This is a genomic window from Aquicoccus sp. SU-CL01552, assembly GCF_040365005.1.
In the GTDB taxonomy this organism is placed as follows: Bacteria; Pseudomonadota; Alphaproteobacteria; order Rhodobacterales; family Rhodobacteraceae; genus Antarcticimicrobium.
Genome location: NZ_BAABWV010000017.1, coordinates 114,191 through 136,464, shown reverse-complemented (window position 1 = coordinate 136,464; position 22,274 = coordinate 114,191). Strand labels below are relative to the sequence as shown.

Here is a 22,274-nt window from a genome sequence, read left to right as displayed (position 1 = left end):
AATGATCTGTTCTTCGCTGAATCGGTTCTTCCGCATCGTCTGTCTCCTCGTTTGGAGAACAGGCTAACTTCAAACCGCGGACTTTTCAGGGGAGCATGTCAGGATGTTGGCCGAGTGGGGTGTGTCGATCCGGCGGGCCTGCCGGGTTCTGCGGTTCGACACCTCGACATACCACTACAAATCCCATCGCACCGGGCAGGCCGCATTGGAACGACGGATCAAAGAGATCTGCGAGACGCGTGTGCGTTACGGTTACCGGCGCATTCATGTGCTGCTGAGAAGAGAGGGTTGGATAGTGAACATCAAGAAGACTCGAAGGATTTACAATGAGTTGGGCTTACAGCTCAGGAACAAGCACCCGAAGCGGAGGGTGAAGGCGAAGCTGCGGGAGGATCGCCAAGAGGCGGTTGGTCCGAACGACGTTTGGGCAATCGCTGCCCGATAGGCGATTGCGAAGCAATCTGCCGAAAGGGGACTTCGTTCACGACCAGCTCGCCATGGGAAAAAACTCCGCATCCTGACCATCGTCGACACCCATTCGAGGTTCTGCCCGGCGGCCGACCCCCGGTTCTCCTCAGCGGTGTGGTTTACGCAAAACCACTGTTGAGACCTGAGACCCGGTTATAGCCACCCGCTGCGCTATTTCGGGGCTGCGCGCGTGGCCTTAACCTCTCAGCGGCGCTTCTTCCCGACGTGCTATGGCAGTGAGTTCATCTCGTGGGATCTCGACCTCTGGGCCTACGCCAACAACGTCACGCTCGACTTCTCGCGCCCGGGCAAGCCGACCGACAATGGGTTCATCGAGGCGTTCAACAGCAAGCTCCGGTCGGAATGTTTGAACGCCCACTGGTTCATGAGCCTTGCCGACGCCCGCGAAAAGCTGGAGGATTGGCGCAGAGACTACAATGAGGTCAGACCTCACAGCGCGATCGGCTACAACGTCCCGATCAACCTGCACATTCCCGATGACGCAACCAGCCCGTCATCGTGACCAGACCCGGGAATTTCCAGCTCCCGGCGGTCCAAGGTTGGGGAGCAGAGCATCCAACCTGCAGACTCTCGTTATGAACGAGGGACCAGCGGGGGGCAGGTCAGGCCGCATTCGTCTGGCAGCACCCGTTTTCAGCATGCGCTGACAGAAGACATCGTCTTCATCTGACGGGCCCGCGTCAGTCACCGTCACGGTCAGCGACGCCGGACCATTTCAGCACTTTGCGACCATGTTACGGACCGCGACGCCGACAGGGGGCGGGCGTCGATCTCAGCTGGGATCATCCCCGGCGGGAAGCAGGCGCTGCGGTTCGATCCCCCGTTTTTCGGCACTGGCGCGCACTGCCGCCTGCAAGGCCGTACTGCGGCCCAGAAACCGGCGGAAACGGGTCTCGTCGAGAACGAGAAGCGTCGAGGGGGCGATCGCGCGCACCTCGGTCCGCCGCGCCTTCCGGATCAGGATCGCCATCTGGCCGAACATCTCGCCGCGCCCCAGTCGCCATGTCTGCCCTGCGGTCTCCAGTTCCACCGCGCCGGAGGCGATGAAGAACACGCTCTTCGCGGCGCTGTCCTTGCGGATGACCACCTCGCCGGCGTTGACATAGCGGGTCTGGAGCGCGCGCCCGAGGCGCTTGAGCGCGGTCTTGTCCAGATCGGCGAAAAGCGGGAACTGCCGGACAAGCTCGGCCCGTCGGAGCGCGATGTCGAGGCGCGGGCGTTCCTCGGCCGCCGCCCGGCGGGCGCCCAGATCCTGCATCAGCGCGGTATAGACCTCGGCGCCGATCAGCCCGTCCTCGCGCATCGCGGTGTATTCCCGCTCTTCCAGCCGCAGTGCCGTGCGCCGGATGAAGCGGCGTTCCAGCTTTTCCGCATAACCGGGATATTGCAGCCGCAGCCCCTCCAGAGCGGTTTCCACCGCCTCGACCCGCCGAGCAAGCAACTCGTGCAGAAGCTCGGCCACGCGTCGCCCGTGAATCCGCCGGATGCGCCCGTCGATGAAGGTATCGAGATCGCGCAGGATCAGCCGTTGCGACAGCAACAGCTCGAACCGGTCGGCGGTCAGCCGCGCCAGCGGTCCGGACAGACCCAGCCGGGCATTCAGCAACACGGCGGCGCGGAAGGCCCGGCCGTAGGCGACGCTGCGGCGAGAGGCGCGTTGGTATCCGCTGCGCCCCTGCGTGCGCGCGCCCTCGATCAGCCGGTCCGCATCCGACAGGACCTGTTCGGCCATCCGCGCCGAAATCGTCCGCTCCCGCACCCGGGCAAGGATCGTGTCGCGTTCATGGCCTGCCAGCGCGATCAACCCCAGTGTGACCCGGTCGCGGTCGAGGATGTCGGCGCTCTCCTCCGCCGTCGACACCGCCGCGTCCAGCCGCTCGCCAAAGCGTTTGGCCTCGGAGCGCACGGTATCGTGGCTCAGATCATAGTTCTCGGTCGTGCGCGCGATGTCCTCGCGCACGGTCTGGAGCGCAACGGCGACCACCTGCCGCGACAGCGCCTCGTCGATCGGCGACAGACGGTCAAGCCCGAGCCGCCCGATGACCCAACGCAGCGTCGTACCCTGAACGATCAGGGTGAAGAGCGTGAAGCCGGTGGCAAGGATGCCGACCACGCGCTGAATGCCGTCCGGCACCCGGAAACTCTCGGTCACCGCCAGTGCCAGCGCCAGTGTAACCGCGCCCCGCAAACCGCCCCAGAGGATCGCCGCGCGATAGGGCCGTTCCACCGCTGGTGACAGTTTCAGCGCGGTCAGAAGCGGCAGCAACCCGAACAGGATCACCGCCCGCGCGGCGATGGCGGCAAGGACCACGACACCGACCAGCACGAAATCCTCAAGCCGCACCTCCTCCAGCAGCCGGGGGATCAGCAGCGCGGCGAGGATGAAGATCAACGCCCCGGCCCAATGCGCCAGCACGTCCCACAGCTCGCGCAGGTTGGTCCAGGCCTGCGGGGGAATGTGCCCGGGGCCGGTCAGGTTCAGCGTCAGCCCGGCGGCGACCACGGCGATCACGCCCGAGGCGCCGATGCTTTGCTCGGCGCCGATATAGGCGAGATAGGGCAGCGCCACCGAGATCGAGATCTGTGCCAGTTCGTGATGGCTGAACAGCGCCATGACCCAGACCGCGACCCGCGCCGCCAGCCAGCCGACGAAGGCGCCCCCCGCGATCAGGACCGGGAACCGGGCCAGCGCGTCCCCCAGGCTCGGGTCCTTGGTGCCCAGCATCACGAAGCCCATGAACAACCCGAACAGCGCGATGGCGGCGGCGTCGTTCAGCAGGCTTTCGCCCTCGATGATCCGGGCAAGGCGTCGCGGTGCCGAAAGCGAACGGAAGATCGAGACCACCGCCGAGGGGTCGGTCGTCGAGACGATGGCACCGATCAGCAGGCAGGACGCCAAGGGCAGCGCGCTCGCCCAGGACAGGGCATAGCCCACGCTGAGCGTCGCCGCGACCACCGCGACGACGGCCAGCACCAGGATCGGTACCCAGTCGTCGAGCATCCGGCGCAGGTTCATCCCCAGCGTCGCCTGGAACAGAAGCGTCGGCAGGAAGACGTAGAGAAAGACGTTGGAGCGGATCGGCAACCCCAGGATCGCCTCGGCCACCGGGTTCAGCGCATCGGTGAGCTCGGTCCGGAGGAAAAAGGTCGCGGCGACCGCGATCAGGATGCCAAGAACGGCCAGGATCACGGTGTAGGGCAGGCGCAGCCGGGACGCCAACGGCTCCGCCACCCCGATGACGAGAAACAGGGAGGCAATGACAGTGGTGACGAGTACGATGTCCATAGTATTGAAATACCACAAGGATCAGCGAGTGCATTCGCAAAAGTCATCCTTGGGGCACTTGCCGGGCCGCATCACAGGTGATTGAGCCGACTCTTTTGGTCAGGTCCGGCCTTCGCCTGCTGGTCAGGTCCGGCCTTCGCCTGCATTTCGCACGTGTCTAGGCTTCGGCGGCCTGCGGACGGACAAGGGGGAACGCCTTGTCGTAGGCCAGCGTGAAGACATAGGTGTAGCCAACCACGAAGGTCGTCACGACGATATCGGCGGCAAGGGCTTCGAGTACGCCGATTTCCAGCCAGATCATGTAGATCGGCAGCGACGTAAAGGTAAGCGAAACCTCGAACCCGACCGCGTGGAGGATGCGCCCCAGGTGCGACCTCTCGCTGGAGATGCGGCCGGAGCGGGCGTCGATACGGTCGAACACCCAGTTGTAGACAAGGTTCAGAACCATCGCCTTGAGCGACAGCACCACGCCCAGCAGGCCGATCTCTGCCACTGAGGTGTCGAAGAACGCGGCGCCGACCGGGATGAGTATTGCCATCAGGGTCACCTCGAAACTGATCGTGTAACGAAGCCTGTCACGCCTGGTTCTGAGAATTGCCTTGTCCGTCATGGTGGTCCCCGAGTTTCTGGCGTTGCTTCTATCATCCAATTGCAGGATATAAAGTTTGATAGCATCTGAAATGCAGATAGGTTGATGATCTCCTCCGACAGCCTTCAAGCCTTTGTCCTTGCCGCCGAACTCGGCTCCTTCTCAGCGGCGGCCCGTCGCCTGGGCAAGGCGCAGTCGGCAGTTTCCACGGCCATCGCCAACCTCGAGATCGACACCGGCCTGCTACTCTTCGACCGCACGACCCGATCGCCCACGCTGACCCCCGAGGGCCGTGCGCTGTTGCCTCACGCCAACGGCATCCTGCTCGGCACGCGGGAACTCATGGCCAAAGCCGGTTCAATGGCCGAAGGGACAGAAGATCGCCTGGGCCTCGTGGTCGAACAGGGCATCAATGCGGCGCCGCTCTACGCCACGCTGGATGTGTTCAGCGAGATGTTTCCGACCGTATCGCTTGAGATATTCACCACCGGCCCGGCTGATACCGGGGCGCTTTTGAAGGCGGGTCGCGCCGACCTTGGCCTGATGATCGAGCAGGAAAGCTACCCGGTCGGTTTCCAGTTCCGGGGGGTCGGGCACACGACGATCGTGCCGGTCTGCTCTCCGGAGCATCCGCTCGCGGCCTGTCCGGATCCCGGCTATACCGAGCTTCGCCAGCACCGGCAGATCGTCCTTCGCAGCCGCTACCGGACACCGGGCGACCTGACGGACGAGGTCAAGAGCCCGAAGATCTGGCAGGCCGAGAACCCGGAGCTGATCGTCGCGCTCGTCCTGCGGGGGCTTGGCTGGGCGGAACTGCCCATGCCTTCGGTCAGTCGCCATCTCGCGGCGGGAACGCTCCTGCGCATGGCCTGCGCCTTTCAGCAGAGCGACGAACACGAAGGGATCGACGTTGTCTGGACCGAACAGCGGGCGCTGGGCCGTGCCGGGCATTGGGTCCGCGACCAGCTTCTTGCCGTGCCGCAGGATGAATGGCGGGGCTGCTGACTATCGTCACACAGGTCGTCCGAGTTCGATAACGCCCTGCAATCGGTTGCGCCGCCGGTCGGAAAGGCGCACGGCGCGTCGCGCGGTCATTCCGACCGTCATCCCACCGGTCACTCCACCCGTCGCTGCGCCACGCGCTGGCCTTCGGTCAGGCTGGCCGAGGGAAACAGCACCACGCGGTCGCCGGGGTCGAGGCCCTCGCGCAGCTGCGCCACGGTGCCGTTGTCCGGGCCGATCCGCACGATCTGCAGGTGCGCCACCCCGTCCTCGGTCACCCGGAACACGGCCCAGTCGTCGCGGTGACGGAACAGGGCGCTGGAGGGGACCAGCGTGACGCCCTCTCCCTCCCAGACCACGATGCGGACCTCGACGCGGTAGCCGTGGCCGAGCCCGTCGCGCCGGGCGCTGTCGCCGGTGAACCCGATGGTTGCCTTGACCCGCTGTTCCTCGACCCCGAGCGCGGAATACTTGGTATAGCCATAGGGATCGATCCGCTCGACCCGGCCTTCGAGGTCGCCGTCGCCGCCCCAGTTGGTGATGATGACCGGATCGCCGGGGTGCACCTGCACCGCGTCCGATGACAGCAGTTCCACCTCGATCTCCAGATCGCGTTCCACGTCGCCGATCTCGAGGATCGGCTCACCGGCGGGCAGGGTGGTCTCGCTCTTGTGGACCAGCTTCAGGATGGTGCCGTCGATCGGCGCGAGGATCGGGATGCCCGGATCCGTCGGCCCGGCCTCCTCCATTGCCCTGGTGGTCTCCTCGTTTTCGAAACTGATGAGCTGGGCGCGCGCGCTGTTCAGCTCGGCCACGCGCATGGCGATGGCGGCGCGGGCGGTGTTGACGGCGGCATGGGCGACGCGGGACTCCTGTTCGGCGCGTTCCTGCGCGACCTTGCTGGTGATGCCGCGCTCGACCAGCCGGCTGACCCGCTGCAACTCGCTGTCGGCGTACTCCTGGTTCGCCATCGCCGCGTTCAGGTCGGCATGGGCCACCTGGATGGCGGCCTCGGCGGCGGTCACCGCCGCCTGCGCCTGCTCGCGGGTCCGCGCATCCAGCGCCGTGGGGTTGGCGGGCCGCATCCGTGCCACCACGGTTTCGTTGCGCGCCACCTTCTGCCCCGGCAGCACGGTGACGCGCTGCAACTCTCCCGCGACGGGGGAGGAGACCACATAAGGCTCATGCACCTGGGTGCGCCCCTCTTCGTCGATGGTCACCCGCATGGTGCCGATGCGCACCGTGTCGATGTCGACCAGCGCAGGGCGCGGCCGGAACGCCGCCGTCAACGCCGCCCCGATCAACGCCAGCGCGATCAGGATCAGAACAAGGCGTGAATGTTTTCGTTTCGTGGCCAACGGCTCAATCCCTCGTCTTTAGCGCAGATACCATGTCTGCCCGGTCGATGTCGCGTTTGACAAGCCAGCCCGAGACCAGCGCGGCGGCCAGTACCACGAGGATCGCCCTGCCATAGCTCTCGGGGCTGAAGATGGCGCGGATCTGGTAGATGTCGGTGCTGAAGCCCGCCGCGATGGCAAAGCTCAGCCCATAGCCCATCGCCCCGCCCAAGGGCAGCGCCAACAGCGTGACCGCCGCCAGTTCGCCCAGCAGGACAAAGGCGACCTCGGCGCGGGTAAAGCCCAGCACCCGCAGGCTGGCCAGGTCGCGGGCGCGCTCGGCCTGGGCGACGCGGGCGGCGTTGTAGATCACGCCGAAGGTGATCACCGCCGCGATCGTCGCCATCACATAGCGCATCGCCCCGGCGCCCCGGTCCATTACCACTTTCAGCGCGGCCAGGCTCTCGGATTTGACGCTGACGCCGGCGACCATCGGCATGTCCTTGAGGGTTTCATAGATCCGATCCGCCTCGGCCTCGTCCACCCGCAGGTAGGCGCCGGAGATGCGCAGCGGCTCTTTCAGCGCCCGGTTCAGTGCTCCCAGCTCCATGTAGGCGGGCGCGCCCATCAGGCTTTCGGCCACCGCGATCACCGGCAGTTCCAGCCGGGGGCGGCGGCCTTCGCGCACCTCGACCACCAGCCTGTCGCCGGCCCGGATGTCCAGCGTGTCCGCCAGCACCGAGGAGAGGATCACGCCGCCTTCGCGCATCGGGATCGCCTCTTGGTCGCTGTCCACCGCCCGGTTCAGGCGCGGCTGGTCGACCAGCCCGAACAACGCCCCCCTGTAGCTGTGCCGCCCGTTGCGCAGGATCGCGGGCACGGTGCGCGTCGGCTCGACCTCTATCACGCCGGGTAGGCTTTGCAGTTCATAGGCGCTGCGGGTCGCCAGCGGCTGGATGAAACTCACGTTCAGGTCGCTGCGGTCGATCACGTCAAAGGTCAGTTCCTGCATGGCATCGAAACTGTTCAGGATCGTCGCCATCGAGACCGAGACCGACAGCCCCGCCGCGATCCCCAGCACCGCGCCGCCCATGCGCAGCGGCTGGCGGGTCAGGCGACGCAGCACCATGCGCGTCGGTTGGTCGAGAAACCCGGCGACGGCCGCACCGAAACGGCCGCGGCGGCTGTAGTCGGGCGGCGTCGGCGGGCGCATCGCCTCGGCCGGGGTCAGCGCAAACACCCGCCGCAGGACGAGAAGCCCGCCCGCCGAGGCCGCCAGCAGGCTGACGCTGAAGCCGCTGAGGAAGGCCGCCGGGTCAAGCCGGAAAACCAGGAAGGGAAACTTGTAGTAGATCAGGTAGAGATCGACCATCCAGCGCCCCATGGCGATGCCCATCAGCCCTCCGGCCACCGCGCCCCCCGCCGCGATGGCAAGGACCATGCGAAAGTAATGGCCGCCTACCTCAATGTCGGTATAGCCAAAGGCCTTCATCAGGCCGATCTCCTCGCGTTCGGCCTGCACCATGCGCGAGATCACGATGTAAAGCAGGAAGGCCGCCACCGCCAGGAATACCGGCGGCACACTGCCGGCGCTGCGGCGCAGCCCGCCGATCTCCTCGCTGATGAAGCGGTCCGACTCGAGATCGGACAACGCATAGGCCCCGGTCGCCCCGTATCGGTCGAGCAGCCGGTCGGCGGCGTCGATCACCGCGTCGGGCACCGCCCCGCGCGTCAGCGACAGCAGAACCTCGTTGAAGGCGCCCTCCATGTCGAAGGCCGCCGCAAGCGCGGTGCGGCTCATCCACAGCACGGCAAAGCGGGCGTCATCCGGTACCAGCTCGCCCGGGGCGGTGGCATAGAGGAACTCCGGCGACTGTGCGAAGCCCACCACCGTCAGCTCGCGCCGGAACCCGTTCATGGTGGCGGCGATCCGGTCGCCGGGGCGCAGACCGTGCGCGCGCGCGAAACTGTTCAGGACCACGACCTCGCCGGCGCGGTCGCCGTCGAACATGCGCCCGTCGGTCAGGTAGACGGTGTTCAGCGCCGGCGCACGGTAATCGGGCAGCGACAGCGCGCGCGCCTGGATCGGAACCGCGGTGCCCTCCAGGTCGATCAGCGCGCTGCCCGCCACCCGGGTCTGGATCGCGGCCACGCCCGGCAGGTGACGCAGCGCCCCGGCGGCGGCCTCGGGGGCGCGCGCCACCGGGGCAAAGACATCCGCCAGCCGGTGCCGCTCGTAATAGGCGCGGCGGGTCTCGTCGAGCGAGGCGACCAGGCCGGTCATCATCACCTGCATCATCACCCCCACCGCGATCACCGCGCCGATCGCCATGGCCTGGCCCTTGATGCGGTAAAGGTCGCGCATCAGTTTGCGGGTCAGCGGGCTGGGGTGGAGCGTCATCGCCTCACCACTCGATCTCTTCGGGGGTCCGTTTCTGCGCGTTGACCTCGACCTTGCGCACGTCGCCATCGGCGAAATGGATCACCCGGTCGGCCATGCCCGCCTGGGCGGCGGCATGGGTCACGATCAGCACCGTGGTGCCAGTCTCTTCGTTGATCTTCTTCAGCACGTGCAGCACCGCGCGCCCGGTGGTGCTGTCAAGCGCGCCGGTCGGTTCGTCGCAGAACAGAACGTCCGGCCGCTTGGCCAGGGCCCGGGCGATGGCGACCCGCTGCTGCTCTCCGCCCGAAAGCTGGGCCGGGAAATGGTCGGCCCGCTTGTCCAGCCCGACCAGTGCCAGCGCCTCACCCGCGTCCATCGGGTCGCGGGCGATCTCGGTCACCAGTTCGACGTTCTCGCGCGCGGTGAGGCTGGGCATCAGGTTGTAGAACTGGAACACGAAGCCGACGTGATCGCGGCGATAGCGGGTCAACTCCCGGTCGCTCATCGCGGCAAGGTCGCGGTCGCGAAAGAACACCGCGCCATCGGTGCCGCGATCAAGCCCGCCGAGGATGTTGAGCAGGGTCGACTTGCCGCTGCCCGACGGCCCCAGCAGCACCACGATCTCGCCCTGAGGGATCTCCAGCGTGACCCCGCGCAGGGCATGCACCGCCGCCGGCCCCTCGCCGTAGATCTTGCGCAGGTTGCGCGTGGTATAGGTGGCGTCGGGCACCGGGGCCTCCTTGCGCGGGATCAGGGCTGGCGAACGCCCCCGAGGATCAGGCTCAACTGCTTGTCGGCCCAGGGCGCCGCGCGCTCGATCTGGCCGCACAGCGACATCAGCTGCTCATCTTCGCCGAAGGCCGTTGCCAGGTGCACGCCGACCGGCAGATCGTCGGCGCTCCAGTGCAGCGGCAGCGTCACCGCCGGCTGACCGCTGGCATTGAAGATGGCGGTAAAAGGCGAATAGTCAAATACGCTGCCCGGCCCGTTGCGATAGGCGACGAAATCCTCGAAATCCGGCTTGTACCGGCCCACCGGGGCCGGGGGGGTGGCCAGCGTCGGCGTCAGCAGCACGTCGCAGTCAAGGAACACCTGCGCCATGCGCCGTCCGAAGGCATGGATTTCTTCCACCGCACCAAGGTAATCGGCGCCTGAAATCCCGCGCGCATGTTCGACGGCGGCATAGGTCACCCCGTCGACCATGTCGCGTGTCAGCGGGCGGCCCTTCAGCACCTCCCGCACGCTCAGCGCGGTGCCGCAGGCCACGATACTGGTCCAGGCCAGCATCATCGCCTCCACGTTCAGATCGGCGGCGGGGCGGAACTCCGCAACGTCATGGCCCAGGTCGGCCAGCAGGCGGGCGGTCTTTTCCACCGCCGCGACGCATTCGGGGTGCAGCGCGGCACCGCTCAGGGTCGTGGTGGCGTAGCGCACCCGCAACCGCCCCGGGTCGCGCTGCAGCGCCTGCGCGTAGCTGCCCTGCATCGGCGGCGCCCAGTAGGGCGCGCCAAGGTCGGGTCCGGCGCAGGCATCGAGCATGGTGGCGGTATCGCGCAGGCTGCGCGTCAGCATCCCTTCGATCGCCATGCCGGCCCAGCCCTCGCCGGCCGCGGGCCCGTCGGGAAGCCGCGCGCGGGTGGGCTTGAACCCGACCAACCCGCAGGACGAGGCCGGGATGCGCACCGATCCGCCGCCGTCCGAGCCATGCGCCATCGGCACGATGCCCGCCGCCACCGCCGCGCCCGATCCGCCGGAAGAGCCGCCCGAGGTGTGGCCGGTATTCCACGGGTTGCGGGTGGGGCCACCGTACACGCCCGCCTCGGTCACCGGCCCCACGCCCAGCTCGGGCGAGGTGGTGCGCGCAAACGTCACCGCGCCGGTGGCCTGCATGCGCAGGAAGATCTCGGAATCGTAGGTGTATTCCATCCCCTTCATCAGGCGCGAGCCGTTGTTGGAGGGATAGGCGCGCGCCTCTGCCCCCAGATCCTTGAGCAGGAAGGGCACGCCGCGAAACGGCCCCTCGGGCAGCCCGTCGCGGATCGCCTGCCGCGCGACGTCCTCGCGCCGCATCACCACCGCGTTGAGCGCCGGGTTCCGCTCATCGGTCAGTTCCAGTGCGGTGTCGAGCAACTCCTCTGCCGTCACTTCGCCCTTGGCCACGAGCTCGGCCAACCCGGTGCCGTCCTGCCTCAGATAGACGTCTTTCATGTCCTTGCATTCTCCGTGCGCGTTCCAGATTTGCCGGCATCCTCGACGGCGCGGTCAAAAAAGGCAACCGCCGGGGCTTGGCCCCCGGGCCGTGGCGGGGCAAGGTGCCGCCGGTTTGAGGCAAGACGAGAAAGATCAAGCATGACGCACCCGCCGGTCAACGGCCATGATGGCCCCTATCCCGCACCGATCCGGATACCGAACCGCAGGGTCGAACCCGCATGGATCGACCAGAACGGGCACATGAACGTGGGCTACTACGGCATCGCCTTCGATCTGGCCGCCGACGTGCTGTTCGATGAATATCTTGGCGTGGGGTGGGAGTATATCGAGCGCGCCGGTCAGGGTTCCTTCGTGCTGCAGACCCAAACCCATTTCCTCAACGAGTTGCGCGCGGGCGAGGGGTTCTCGGTGGCCTTCCGGCTGATTGATCACGACAGCAAGCGGATGCATTTCCTTGGCGAGATGCTGCGCGATTCCGATGGATGCCTCTGCGCCACGCAAGAGATCGTCTCGGTGAACGTCGATCACGGCACCCGGCGGTCGACGCCGTTCCCCGACTGGGCACAGCGACGGTTGGCGCAGATGAAAGCGGATCACGCCGGGCTGGAGATGCCGCCGCAACAGGGCGCGCCGATCGGATTGCGCCGCGCGCGCCAGGGGTGAGGGGGCCGGACCGCAAGCGTGCCCGGATTGTACGATCCGCCCTTGCCGGATCAGAGTACAGGATCAGGTCGCCGAGATCCGGCGCCGCGCGTCGTTGAAACCGGCCAGCGTCATCCGGTCCGCATCGGTGCGGGTCACCGGCACACCCTGCCGGGCCAGCGCCTCGGCATAGGGGCGGGCGGGGATGTCCGGTCCGATCAGCGCCACCTGCTGACCCAGCCAATAGGGGCGGGCGGCGGCCAGTTCCGCCCCGGTCAGCCCCCCGAACAACCGCGCGCGCGCCGCGCCGCCGGACAGCGTACCGAGGGTGGCTTCGGCGTGAATCCCGGCCAGCCCGGCGGCCAGCCGCTCGGGTCGTGACATCGCAGTGTCGAGCGCCTCGGCAAAGGCGTCCCCGTCCCAGTCCACGCCGGAGAGTGCCGCGTGGAGCAGGGGGGTGGTGGTGAGCGCCTCTGCCATGGCGCCGGTCAGGAAGCTTTGAAAACTTACCACCTCCTCGGCGCTGACCTGTGCCCAATGGGTGACCGCTCCGGGCAGGCAGATAACCCCGTCCCAGTTGGGGTTGAGGGCGAGGAAACCGGCGATGCGCAGTTCTTCCCCCCGCATCAGGGCCGGCGGGCTGCTTTGGCAAAGGCCGGGCAGGGCGTGGGTGTGCGGTCCGATCCGGACCGGGGTGATCTGGCCGGGTTTCGCGGGCACCGGTACCGGTGCTGCTGCCCCGGTCAACCCGGAAATCACCGTCGGAGCCTCAACGGCCGGCGTGCCCAGTCGCGCCACCAGCGCGGCGACATCGCCGCTGTCCGGCGCATCCGGCACCGTATCGAGGGAAGCGCGGGCAAGGACCGCCTCGCCCTGCAGAAGCCACGCCCGCGCCTGTCCCGGCGCGAGGTCGACGGCACACCAGGGGGCCGCACCGGAAATATCAGTCATCCCGGGGCCTTACGCGATCACTTCGCCGACGAGGATCTGCGGCTGCACGTTGGTGAAATTGGCGACATCCGCCATCACCGGACCCGAGGCCCGCATCGCCGCATCCATCGCCGCCGCATCGGCAAAGACCATCGTGGCCACCGCGTAATGGCCCGGCGGTGTCTTCGGCCCCCCTGCAAGCCCCTTGGTCACCAGCGTGCGCTCGATGTGCGGCCCCATGTGCTCGGCCACCAGCGGCATGTGGGTGCCGAGGTAATAGTCGAAGTCGAAATCGGTCCCCTCCGAGATCGGGTAGATGACCTGAAGCGATACAGACATGCGTGATCCTTTTCGGGTTGCTGCGGCGCCCCGCGGCGCGAGCACATGATGTCACGCATGCCGCGGCAGGGGCAAGAGACCGGCTGGCGGTGTGTCCGACCGACACACCTTGAGGGAGATACGTAGACAGTTTGCACACGTTGTTGTGGCGGGCGGGGCAGAGTCGGGCGGATCGCGTTAACCGATTCCCGCGCCGATCTTGTTTCCTGAAAACGTACAATCTTACGAGATTTCCAGGACTGGCCACTCAACATTTTGATAAGAGGCCTGTTTTCTAGGGGCGAAAAAATCTGAAACAGACTGTTTCCGATCAAATAATTAAAACTATATCACTGAGTGGTAAATTGAATCGTGGCGAAAACAGGGCGGAAACTGGTCCTGAATTCGTCAGCGAAGCCGCCGGGGCATCTGTGGGGGAAGGTCCGGCGAACAACTTCGCAACGTGCCCGGTCGAGCTGCTTGAACGGGTTTTCGGACGATAGAACGAGTGTCAGCGTGACAGCCCGTCTGCGCGCTGGCTTGGTGGTGTACTCGGTGCTCAGGGAGAGCCGATAATGAGTTTGTATGATGATATGCGCAGCGAGACGCTGCGCTTCCCCCAGAAGCCAAGAATCTTCGCGGTATGGTTGCCAGCCCCGGCCAATCTGAACATGCCCTATCGTCCGGCCCCCGCCGCGCCGCCATTGGAGCTGTCGGGGTTGTATGCCCGGTTCGGCAAGCGCGTGCTGGACATCGCCCTGGTCCTGCTCACGCTTCCGATCACCTTGCCGATCATCGCGCTTTGCGCGTCGGCGCTGTGGATCGAGAGCGGCCCGCCGTTCTACTGGCAGGATCGGATCGGCCTGGGCGGACGCCGGTTCCGGATCGTCAAGTTGCGCACCATGGTGCGCGACGCCGATGCGCTGCTGGCCAAGTACATCGCCACCGATCCGGCGATCCGTGAGGAGTGGAACCGCACGCAGAAGCTGCGCAACGATCCGCGCATCACTCGGGTCGGCAATCTCCTTCGGGTGACCTCGTTCGACGAACTGCCGCAGCTGTGGAATGTCCTCAAGGGAGAGATGAGCCTGGTCGGCCCGCGCCCGATGTTGCCCGAGCAGGCAAAGCTGTATGGCGACGATGCCTGTTACACCTCGGTACGTCCCGGGATCACTGGCCTCTGGCAGGTCTCGGCCCGCAACGAGCGGGAATTCAGCTATCGCGCCAAGGTCGATGCGGTCTATTGCCGGTCATTGTCTTTATGGCGCGATCTGGTGCTGATGGTCCGGACGGTCGGCGTGGTCGTGCGCGGGACCGGCGTTTGATGGACTTGTCCGTATTGGTGACATATTTGGAGGATCGGCTGTGAGAGACTATCTTGATGAGGATGCGGCCGCCGGCGGAGCAAATTTGTTCGAACTGGCAAGGACGGGTGAAACGGAACGGATGAGCAGCCAGGATCGGAAGATTTTCCGGCGCAAGACGGTGCGCGGCCCCGCCAAGGGCAACTTGCCCGCGGTTTCGGGGCCGGTATCGGGGGACGCGGGCCTGCCGGCGACCCTGCCGGAACCATGGGAACGGCTGCGCCGTGTCCGGATCGGGGGCCGCGATGTGCGCACCGATCCCGCGCCGCTTGTCAGCCTGTTCCGTGACGACCCGGCGGCACGGGCGTTCGACCTGCTGCGCACCCGGATGAAACAGGCGTTGCGCGCCAACGGGTGGCGTCGCGTCGCCATCGCGTCGCCGACGCCCGGATGCGGCACCACCTTCACCGCCGTGAACCTCGCGCTCAGCCTGGCACGGGTGCCCGGCACGCGCACTGTCCTGATGGACATGAACCGCCGTGATCCGGGGGTGGCCCGGATGATGGACATGCGCGGCCTTGGTGACATGAAGGGGTTCCTGCGCGGCGAGACCCGGACCGAGGATCACATCGTGCGCTGCTGCGATGGTCTGGCGCTGGGCCTTGCCGAGGCGCCCGACCGCAACGCCGCCGAGACCCTGCATGATCCCCATTGCGCCCGGGCGCTGGACGAGATGATCCTGACGCTCGACCCCGACGTGGTGCTTTACGACCTGCCGGCGATCCTGTCCTGCGACGATGTCGCCGCCTTCCTGCCGCAGGTCGATGCGCTGTTGCTGGTGGCGGACGGCACCCAGACCACTGCCGAACAGATCCGCGCCTGCGAGGATATCCTGGGCGACCAGGTCGAGCTTCTCGGCGTGATCCTGAACCAGGCCCGCATGAGCTGATCGGTTTCGCACGGAATCGCCTTAGTTTTGCCCGTTTGCTATGGTGTTGTCCCGGTCATCGGCCCGATCAGCGGGCGGCACCGGGGTCAGGCGATTCCGGTGCGGAACTGAGGTGGGGCGATGGGGCCAGTACAGACTTTTGCAGATTTTCTCGACATGGTGCGTCGGCGCGCCGGGCTGATCCTGTTGATCGCGGTGCTTGGCTGCGCGGTCTCGGTCCTGGTCGCGCTGGAACGGCCGCATCTTTATCGCGCGACCGAGGTGATCCAGGTGGTTCAGCCCAAGGTCGCCGGCGAATTGGCCCGCAGCACGGTCGAGGGATCGGCGGCGCAGCGCCTGCAATCCATCGAACAACGGGTGATGGCGCGCGACAGCGTGCTGGAGGTGGTCGAGATCTTCGGCCTCTACGCTGATTTCCCGGCGATGACCCCGAGCGAAAAGGTGGATGCGCTGCGCGAATCCGCCTCGATCAAGCTGACGGCCGCCGCCGGCAACGGCCATGACGGGGCGGTGTCGATCCTGACCGTCACCGCCGAGATGCCGACCCCCGAGCAGGCCAGCCAGATCGCCCATGAATTCGCCCGCCGCACCATCGCGCTGAGCCGCGACACCCGGCTGGAAAAGGCGCGCGAGACGCTGGCCTTTTTCACCGCGCGGGAAGAGACTCTGCGGGAACAGGTCGAGCGGGTCGAGGACCAGATGACCGCCTTTCGCCGGGACAACGACCTGGCGCTGCCGGGCACGCTGAACTTTCGCCGCGACGAGATCGCCGGCATCAACCAGGAACTTCTGACCATCGCGCGCGACCGCATCCGGATCGAGCGTACCGCCGAACAGGCCCGCCAGACCCAGCGCCAAGCCACCGCCGACCGCATCCTGGCCGATACCAATGCCCAGATTGCCACGCTGGATGCGCAGGCGCGGCTGCTGGAGGCACGCAAGGCCGAGTTGGAAAGCTCGATCGAGACCTCGCCGCAGACCGATCGGCAGATCAGCGCCTTCGAGAGCCAGCTGGAGCGGCTGCGCGCCGAACTGGGGGTGGCCTCGGCGCGCCGGACCGAGGCCGAGGTCGGCTATCGGCTGGAAACCCAGGGGCAGGGCGAACAGTTGACGGTGATCGAACCGGCGATGGCGCCCGATTACCCCTTTACCCCCAGCCGCAAGAAGATGGTCATGGCCGGGGGGTTTGCCAGCCTGCTCGCGGCGCTGGGCATTGCGCTCGCGCTCGAGGTGCTGAACCCGGTGATGCGCACCGCCGCGCATATGGAGCGTGACCTGGGAATAAAGCCGGTGGTCGCGGTGCCGCGGCTTCGGACCCGGCGCTATCGGCGCGGCCTCCTGGCGCGGATCTTTCGCCGCGCGCCACGGCGCGGGGTCGGCGATACGCCGTTGTTCTGACCCGTGCGCGCCAATCCGGCGGCGCTCAGGACGACGACAGGCCGATCAGCTCGGATACCCCCAGCCAGTGCAGGTACAGGGCCAGCGCGCAGAGGGCCCCGGCAATGACCGCAAAGGCCAGATCGGCAAGCGGATCCCAGACACGGTGCCGCCGCGCCAGCCATACCAGCGCCGGGTAGGTCACGACATGGGTCAGGCCGATGGCGGCGATGGCCCCGAACAGCCCGTACCAGAGGATGCCGATCAGGATCAGCCCGGTCTGCGCCGCGGCGCGGATGAGGGAATAGATGAAATAGGACCGGCTGTCGCCCGCCGCCAGCGCCGCCTGGTCATAGGTCATGCTCAGCGCCGCGGGCACCATCGCGCAGGCCATCACCGTGACGATCTCGCCCGAGGTCAGGTAGCGGTCGTCGTAAAGCAACTGCACCAGCTCCGGCCCGATCAGGGCCATCACGATCGACAAACCGGCCGCGCCCCCGATCAGCGCCGCGCGCAGCAGGCGCTGCTTGCGGTAGTTCTCGGGCGAGGCATGCGCCGGCCGGTCGCGGTAGATCGGGATCATCAGCCCGCGCGCCACCGATTGCCCCAACTGGGTCGGAAAACTGGCGAGGAAATAGCCGATGTTGTACAGCCCCAGCATCTCCAGCGACAGGAACCGCCCGAGGATCAGCCGGTCGCCCTGGATGGTGATGAACCACAATCCGGTGGAGAGAAAGATCCACTTGCCGAAGCGGATCAGTTCGGCGGCGATCTCGCGGTTCCAGCGGAACCGGTTGCGGTGTCCGGGCAGCGCCAGGTTCATCAGCACCAGCCGCGCGCTTTCCTGGATGATGCCGCCCATCACCAGTGCCGCCACCGACCGCGTGTAGAGCGCCAGCAGAACCATGGCAGAGATGCCCAGGGCTTGGGCGATCAGTTCCAGCGCGGTGACCCGGCCCAGCAGCAGGTGGCGATGCGCGCTTTGCAGCTTGGTCGGCACCAATCCGTTGATCGCGATGGAGAAACCGGCGATCGGCAGGTAGAGCGCCAGGTCCGGCTCGCCATAGAATTGCGCCACTGGCAGGGCCAGCAGGCAGGTCATCAGCCACAGCCCGACTCCGCGGATCACCTGCATCACCCAGGCGGTATCCAGGAACTCGGGATCGTCGCCGCGCGGGCTCTGCGAGATGGCCGGTCCCAGCCCGATGTCCGAGAACAGCGACAGCCCGGTGGTGACCATCGCCACCAGCGCCATCAGCCCGAAGGCCTCGGGGAACAGGATGCGCGTCAGGATCAGGTTGGAGGCCAGCCGCAGCCCCTGCGTGCCGCCATGGTGCATCGCCAGCCAGGCAATGCTGCGCAGCGCGCGTGCCATCAGGCCGTCGCCTCGGAATGCGAATATGAGTCGGGTCACCGGTGCCGTTCTTGTCCTGGGCCCTGTGGGGCGTCGGGTGCAGGCTAGGGTGCGGGCGCGGGGGGGTCAATCGGCCTTGGCCGCTTCCCTCGCGCGCCACCAGCCGCTAGGAAGGCAGGGCCGCAGACCCGCAGGATCGTCACCGTGAAAATCGCCTATGTCCTGAATACCTATCCGTTGCCGTCGCACAGTTTCATCCGGCGCGAACTCCGCGCGCTGGAGCAGGACGGGGTGCAGGTCGACCGCATCGCGATGCGACGCAGCGCGCTGCCGCTGGTCGATCCGCTGGACCGGGAGGAAGAGGCGCGCACCACCTATGTGCTGGAGCGTGGGGCGGTGCGGCTGCTGGCAGCGCTGGCGGGGCGCATGTTGCGCCATCCGCGCCGGGGCTGGTCGGCGCTGCGCCTGGCGCTGCGGGCCGGGCGTGTCTCGCAGGTGGGGCGGCTGCGGCACCTGATCTATCTCGCCGAGGCCGCCGAGGTGGTCCGCCGATGCGAGGCCGGGGGGATCCAGCACATGCACGCCCATTTCGGCACCAATTCCACCACGGTGGCGATGCTGGCGCAGGCGCTGGGCGGGCCGGGCTACAGCTTTACCGTCCATGGCCCCGAGGAGTTCGACGCGCCGGCTGCGCTGTCGCTGGGGCTGAAGGTCGACCGCGCGGTTTTTGCCGTGGCGATCAGCCAGTTCGGCCGCAGCCAGTTGTACCGCTGGGCCGATTTCGACAGTTGGGACCGGATCAAGGTGGTGCATTGCGGCATCGAGCCCGAGGAATTTGCCGATCCCGCGCCGCTGCCGGAAGGACCGGTGCGGATCGTCAGCATCGGCCGGTTTTCCGAGCAGAAGGGCCAGATGCTGCTGATCGAGGCGATGGCGCGGCTGCAAGCCGAGCATCCGGATCTGCACCTGACGCTGGTGGGCGACGGCCCGCTGCGCGGCGCGCTGGAGCGCGCGATTGCCGCCCATGGGCTGGGCGGGGTCGTCACCCTGACCGGCTGGCTGGACGAGGCCGGCGTGCGGCGCGAACTGGCCGGGGCGCACGCGCTGGTGCTGCCCAGTTTCGCGGAGGGGCTGCCGATGGTGGTGATGGAGGCGATGGCGGCGGGCCGTCCGGTGATCGCCACCGCGATCGCCGGCATTCCCGAACTGGTGCGCCCGGGAGAGACCGGCTGGCTGGTGCCAGCGGGGGACGTCCAGGCGCTGGCCGAGGCGGTGAGCGCCCTGGCCGCGACCCCGACCGCCGATCTGGCCCGCATGGGTGCGGCGGGGCGGGTCCGGGTGCTGGCCCGCCACGACGCGGCGGGCGAGGCGGCCCGGCTGGCCGGGCATTTCGCGGCTGTGACCGGCGGCTAGGTCCTACCGAAAGGCGGCGACCGCATCCCATCGCGGGTTGTCGTCAGACAGGTGGCGCAGCGTGCCCCAGCTGCCCCATTTGCTGGGCGGGCTGATATCGGCAAAGACGGTGAACAACCGCCCGCCCGCCGCCTGCCAGCCTGCGAGCATCTCGGAATAGAGCGCGCCCATCTCGGCGCTGTAGTTCACGTGGGTGAAAAAATCGGTCAGCGCATCGTCGTCGACCACCGGCCCGAGGCCGACCAGGTGGGTGCCGCCCTCGTAGACCACCAGGTCGAGGTCATGGGTCCGGGCAACCTCGACGTGATGGGGGATCAGCGTCGTCAGCAGGTGATTCAGCGTGCCCTCCTCGTTGCCGCTGCTCAGCCCGTCGCGCAGCTCGGCCCCGGCCAGGGCGGTGGCCACGTCGTATTGATGCGCCGCGACATAGCTGTCGCGCGCCGCGCCGGTCAGCCCCTCGGCCTCGGCGGCCTGCTCGGCCATGGCGCGGCTGTCGTCGATCCATTCATGGACCATCGGCGCGCGGTCCTCCTTTCCCAGCGCGTGGCCAAAATAGCCGGTGATCGCATAGGCGTCGAAAAAGCTGGAAACCGGTGGGCGGTCGGGCTGTTCCTGCCGCAGCAGGGGCGGGTCGAGGATATCCTTTTCCAGCCCGAGCCAGCCAGTCTGGGTGGCGATCACGTTGACCAGCCGGTCCTTTGCATCGGCGCCATAGACCTCGGACCAGATCGCGGCGGCCTCGCTGGCGCGCAGGGCGTAATATTGCACCCAGCCGTTGTCCTGGTTCCAGCGCTCCTGCGCTATGCGGCCGGCCCAGCGGGCCTGTTCGAACTGCCAGTTCCAGACCTCGTTCGAGAACTCCATATAGGCGCGCAGGTCGGGCCACAGCCCGTCATGCACCAGCGTGGCAAAGCGCCGGATGTAATCGTCATCGGCCAGATGCGGCATGTTGAACCAGGCGTCCGCGCCCAGGAGGTTGGCCAGGTCGAGCATCACCTCGACCGGCACGCCGCGCAGCGTGTAGGTATAGTCACTGCGGCGCGGGCGGTCGGCCCAGCCGCTCTGATCGGAGCCGTTGGTTTCCATCCAGTCCATGAAACGCAGCGCCTCGAACCCCTCCAGCCGGCGCAGGAAATCGGGGTTGAATACCGCCCCGGCCTCGTACAGTGCGAGGTTGTCCTCCTTGACGATTGTGATGTTGCGCAGGTAATCGCCGGTCTTTTCGCGGTCGGTGCGCTGGATGCGGATGTCGACAAGACCATCGCCCGGCTCATAGTCAAAGCGAACCTCGCCCGGGGCGTAGCGGACGTTGGTGGCGCGGCCGCTGACCTCGACGATGCCGTCCCCATCGTAGCGCAGCACATAGCGCCCGGCGAGCGCGCGGGCCTCCTCGGGCATGCTGGTCAACACCACGGTGCCGATCGAGCCGAGTTCCGGCGGGATCTCCACCGGCCAGCCGTTGTCGTCCAGATAGCCCGCCGCGGCCAGGTCGGCGTGGCCGGTGCCGCCCCATTGCCCGGGCATGTGCCCGATCCAGGTCCGGGCGGTCTTCATCACGTCGATGAAGGGCTGCTGCGTGGCCCAGTCGTTGACACTCGACAGGTGCATCGCCATCGGCACCGACCCTACGGGCGGAGGTGTGGTGTCCTGCGCCCGCGCGGGGGCGGCCAGCGCCGCGCAGAGCGTGAACAGCATCAGGGCAAGGCGGATCGGGGCGATCATGGGGAAACTCCGGTCTTGGGATAGGCGGTGACGACCTGCCAGACGGTCTGTTGCATCAGCCGCGCCGCATTCGGGCCGGGCGCGGTGGCGGCGGTGCCGTCGGCGCGGGTCAACTGGCGCGGTAGGCCGAGGGGCGAGCGCCCGTAAAGCACCGCGTAATGGGTCAGCGCGACAAGATAGGCGCCGAGGTCGCCCATGTGGATGGGGTCCAGCGCGCCAGTCTCGTCGCGGGCAAAAAGGTCCTCGCGCCCGGTGATGTTGTCCACCCCGCCGGCGGCTTCGACCGCGCGGACAAAGGCGGCCATCACCTGGCCCGCCGGGATCACGTGGATCGGGCGCGCTGCGCCCCCCGCCGCCAGGTCGGGGAGCAGGACCTTGGCTTCCCACACGGATTCGAGATCGCCGTCGAGGCGGCTCAACCAGCCCTCGGGAACGTCCAGCCGGTGCCAGCTCTCGTACAGGTAGACGCGGGTGCCGGGCGCGGCCTGCCGCGCGAGGTCGGCCCATTTCGACAGGTAGCGCGCGCTGTCGTGATACTTGATCGCGTCGCGCAGCTCGACCATCTCGGTCAGCACCACGGCGTCATAATCGCCCGATCCGATCGCCGCGCGGGCGGGGCGAAACTGCGGCGTGTCGTTCTCGGTCTCGAAACCGTTGATCGGCAGCTCCGGCTCCCAATGCTCCTTCAGCGAGGTGCCCCAGCCCAGTTGCAGCGCATAGCTGTGCCCGGCGCCGCCAAGCTGGGCCAGCATCGCCGGCATGTCGCGCCCGACCAGGCTGTGACCCAGGTGATAGACCGAAAGCGGCCCCTCGGGCGGCGGCAGCGGCGTGGCATAGGCGCCGGCGATCACCTCGGCCCCCGGCGGGCGCGGCTTGGACCAATACCACCAGGCCAGCCCGGCCAGGGCCAGCGCGGCAAGGATCAGGATCGGCAGGGTTCGCGGGCTCATGGTTTGGCGGGCCTTGTC

The 22,274-nt window shown here is 67.3% G+C and carries 17 protein-coding genes and 1 pseudogene; 7 read left to right on the top strand and 11 right to left on the bottom strand.

Features of this window, described 5'->3' with window-relative positions; translation table 11 throughout:
• Window positions 1–115 precede the first annotated feature (115 nt).
• Window positions 116–991 (top strand): annotated as a pseudogene (locus ABWV23_RS18325) (IS3 family transposase); the annotation flags it as partial.
• A gap of 270 nt (window positions 992–1,261) precedes the next feature.
• Here the strand turns inward: ABWV23_RS18325 and ABWV23_RS18320 are convergent.
• Window positions 1,262–3,775 carry a cation:proton antiporter gene (locus ABWV23_RS18320; RefSeq protein ID WP_353350352.1) on the bottom strand — a complete coding sequence of 838 codons (2,514 nt, stop codon included), beginning with the start codon at window positions 3,773–3,775 and terminating at the stop codon, window positions 1,262–1,264.
• 157 nt (window positions 3,776–3,932) lie between these two features.
• The gene (locus ABWV23_RS18315; RefSeq protein ID WP_353350350.1) at window positions 3,933–4,385 is read right to left on the bottom strand and encodes a PACE efflux transporter; all 453 of its coding nucleotides are present in this window, start codon (window positions 4,383–4,385) and stop codon (window positions 3,933–3,935) included.
• Between the two features lie 84 nt (window positions 4,386–4,469).
• On the opposite strand from ABWV23_RS18315, the gene ABWV23_RS18310 reads away from it, so the two are divergent.
• Window positions 4,470–5,369, top strand: coding sequence for a LysR family transcriptional regulator (locus tag ABWV23_RS18310; RefSeq protein WP_353350348.1), 900 nt, complete (start codon window positions 4,470–4,472; stop codon window positions 5,367–5,369).
• A 110-nt stretch (window positions 5,370–5,479) separates the two neighbouring features.
• On the opposite strand, the gene ABWV23_RS18305 is transcribed toward ABWV23_RS18310, so the two are convergent.
• From ABWV23_RS18305 to ABWV23_RS18290, 4 genes are read right to left on the bottom strand one after another with little or no spacing between them, the layout of a single operon-like run.
• Entirely contained in the window at window positions 5,480–6,724 is a 1,245-nt protein-coding gene (locus tag ABWV23_RS18305; protein ID WP_353350346.1) for an efflux RND transporter periplasmic adaptor subunit, read from the bottom strand.
• A gap of 4 nt (window positions 6,725–6,728) precedes the next feature.
• Window positions 6,729–9,104, bottom strand: a complete 2,376-nt coding sequence (locus tag ABWV23_RS18300) for an ABC transporter permease (protein WP_353350344.1) — start codon at window positions 9,102–9,104, stop codon at window positions 6,729–6,731.
• A 4-nt stretch (window positions 9,105–9,108) separates the two neighbouring features.
• Window positions 9,109–9,816 (bottom strand): ABC transporter ATP-binding protein, encoded by a 708-nt coding sequence (locus ABWV23_RS18295; protein ID WP_353350342.1) that lies wholly within the window; start codon window positions 9,814–9,816, stop codon window positions 9,109–9,111.
• A gap of 20 nt (window positions 9,817–9,836) precedes the next feature.
• On the bottom strand, window positions 9,837–11,294 hold the full coding sequence (locus ABWV23_RS18290) for an amidase (protein WP_353350339.1): 1,458 nt from the start codon (window positions 11,292–11,294) through the stop codon (window positions 9,837–9,839).
• A 141-nt stretch (window positions 11,295–11,435) separates the two neighbouring features.
• Between ABWV23_RS18290 and ABWV23_RS18285 the strand changes: the two genes are divergently transcribed.
• Complete coding sequence (locus ABWV23_RS18285; protein ID WP_353350337.1) at window positions 11,436–11,960, top strand: thioesterase family protein; 525 nt, start codon at window positions 11,436–11,438, stop codon at window positions 11,958–11,960.
• Between the two features lie 63 nt (window positions 11,961–12,023).
• Here the strand turns inward: ABWV23_RS18285 and ABWV23_RS18280 are convergent, their stop codons facing one another.
• Window positions 12,024–12,890, bottom strand: a complete 867-nt coding sequence (locus ABWV23_RS18280; RefSeq protein ID WP_353350335.1) for a 2-dehydro-3-deoxygalactonokinase — start codon at window positions 12,888–12,890, stop codon at window positions 12,024–12,026.
• Between the two features lie 9 nt (window positions 12,891–12,899).
• Entirely contained in the window at window positions 12,900–13,208 is a 309-nt protein-coding gene (locus ABWV23_RS18275) for an EthD family reductase (protein ID WP_353350333.1), read from the bottom strand.
• A gap of 650 nt (window positions 13,209–13,858) precedes the next feature.
• On the opposite strand from ABWV23_RS18275, the gene ABWV23_RS18270 reads away from it, so the two are divergent.
• From ABWV23_RS18270 to ABWV23_RS18260, 3 genes are all read left to right on the top strand, one after another.
• Window positions 13,859–14,512: a sugar transferase gene (locus tag ABWV23_RS18270; protein WP_353350358.1), complete on the top strand. Its 654-nt coding sequence runs from the start codon at window positions 13,859–13,861 to the stop codon at window positions 14,510–14,512.
• A 121-nt stretch (window positions 14,513–14,633) separates the two neighbouring features.
• Complete coding sequence (locus ABWV23_RS18265) at window positions 14,634–15,440, top strand: CpsD/CapB family tyrosine-protein kinase (protein WP_353350331.1); 807 nt, start codon at window positions 14,634–14,636, stop codon at window positions 15,438–15,440.
• Between the two features lie 156 nt (window positions 15,441–15,596).
• Window positions 15,597–16,838 carry a GumC domain-containing protein gene (locus ABWV23_RS18260; protein ID WP_353350329.1) on the top strand — a complete coding sequence of 414 codons (1,242 nt, stop codon included), beginning with the start codon at window positions 15,597–15,599 and terminating at the stop codon, window positions 16,836–16,838.
• A gap of 25 nt (window positions 16,839–16,863) precedes the next feature.
• Here the strand turns inward: ABWV23_RS18260 and ABWV23_RS18255 are convergent, their stop codons facing one another.
• Window positions 16,864–18,192 carry an oligosaccharide flippase family protein gene (locus ABWV23_RS18255; RefSeq protein ID WP_353350327.1) on the bottom strand — a complete coding sequence of 443 codons (1,329 nt, stop codon included), beginning with the start codon at window positions 18,190–18,192 and terminating at the stop codon, window positions 16,864–16,866.
• 183 nt (window positions 18,193–18,375) lie between these two features.
• Between ABWV23_RS18255 and ABWV23_RS18250 the strand changes: the two genes are divergently transcribed.
• A complete protein-coding gene (locus ABWV23_RS18250) occupies window positions 18,376–19,584 on the top strand; it encodes a glycosyltransferase (protein WP_353350325.1) in 1,209 nt (402 codons plus the stop codon).
• 3 nt (window positions 19,585–19,587) lie between these two features.
• Here the strand turns inward: ABWV23_RS18250 and ABWV23_RS18245 are convergent, their stop codons facing one another.
• Both ABWV23_RS18245 and ABWV23_RS18240 read right to left on the bottom strand, forming a co-directional pair.
• Window positions 19,588–21,306, bottom strand: a complete 1,719-nt coding sequence (locus ABWV23_RS18245; protein WP_353350323.1) for a hypothetical protein — start codon at window positions 21,304–21,306, stop codon at window positions 19,588–19,590.
• Window positions 21,303–22,256, bottom strand: a complete 954-nt coding sequence (locus ABWV23_RS18240) for a hypothetical protein (protein ID WP_353350321.1) — start codon at window positions 22,254–22,256, stop codon at window positions 21,303–21,305. Before ABWV23_RS18240 ends, ABWV23_RS18245 begins: the two co-directional genes overlap by 4 nt.
• Between the last annotated feature and the right edge of the window lie 18 nt (window positions 22,257–22,274).